Source organism: Geofilum sp. OHC36d9 (genome assembly GCF_052400685.1).
In the GTDB taxonomy this organism is placed as follows: domain Bacteria; phylum Bacteroidota; class Bacteroidia; order Bacteroidales; family Marinilabiliaceae; genus CAZHHH01.
Window position 1 is genome coordinate 1 of the sequence record NZ_JBQTGJ010000043.1, and the last position, 1,052, is coordinate 1,052.

Sequence of the window (1,052 nt, forward strand, 5' to 3'; positions counted from 1 at the left end):
ACCCATCAATTGCAACTTGCTTTCGTAGTTCCCTTCGCATGCTGTCCAGAAATTTACCTTTAAAGGCTGCACTCAACTGGTGTACCGGGTACAGATAGTCCTCATATTTGCCTATATGGCGCCACTTGCCCGATAAAGAATAACCGGCTGCCGGAACAATGCAGTGTATGTGCGGGTGCAACGACAGGTTCTGCCCCCAGGTGTGTAATACGGCTACGGCACCGGTTTCACATCCGTAATGTGTGTATCCAAAGCTGTGCAGCGTACGACGGACGGCACGAAACAAAATATCGCAATAAAGCCGTCTGTTCCAAAGGTAAATTTGGTTCAGCTCATGTGGCACCGTAAAAATAATATGGTAGTGTTTCACTGCTAACGTCGATTCCATTAGCTGTTCAACCCAGAGAGCCTGTTTGGCTCCCTGACACTTGGGACAATGCCGGTCACGACAACTGTTGTAACTGTAGTGTATAGCACCGCAATCTTCACACACCTGTTCATGCCCGCCCAGAGACGCCGTGCGGCACTGGACAATGTTGTACAGCACCTTGGTCTGTTTGGATGATAGCTCCCCACTCTGCAATAATTTTTTACCAAATTGTCGCACAATGTCAGCCAACTCATGCTTATTTTTGAAGTGCTTTTCCATAAAGAGTATCTAATGGGCTGTGAGCATTGATATGTTGGCATTGAGCTACGTGCAGATAAATCATGGTAGTAGAGATATCGGCATGACCCAAAAGATCCTTGAGCGTGACAATGTTTAATCCCTGTTCCAACAAATGTGTAGCGTAAGTATGGCGTAAGGAATGGAGGTTGACATTTTTGGTGATAGAGGTCTTTTTAAGGGTTTCGCGCATGACCCAGGATAATCCTCTAACGCTATATCGTCCATCAGGCTCTTTGCCATTGAACAGCCAAACATGCGGGTTTTCTGCACTGAGATATTTCCTGAGTCCTATGACCATTGTGGTGGACAAAGGAACAATCCGGTCCTTCTTGTATTTGCTCTGGCGGATATGGATAACCATACGCTCAAAATCAATATCAGA

General features: G+C 46.1%; 2 protein-coding genes. Both read right to left on the reverse strand.

Annotated elements, in window-relative coordinates; translation table 11 throughout:
* On the reverse strand, positions 1–649 hold a 649-nt coding region (locus ACT3CD_RS17205), incomplete at its 3' end, for an IS91 family transposase (protein WP_444646905.1).
* A partial coding sequence (locus ACT3CD_RS17210; RefSeq protein WP_444646906.1) for a tyrosine-type recombinase/integrase occupies positions 627–1,052 on the reverse strand: 426 nt, incomplete at its 5' end. The genes ACT3CD_RS17205 and ACT3CD_RS17210, both read right to left, overlap by 23 nt.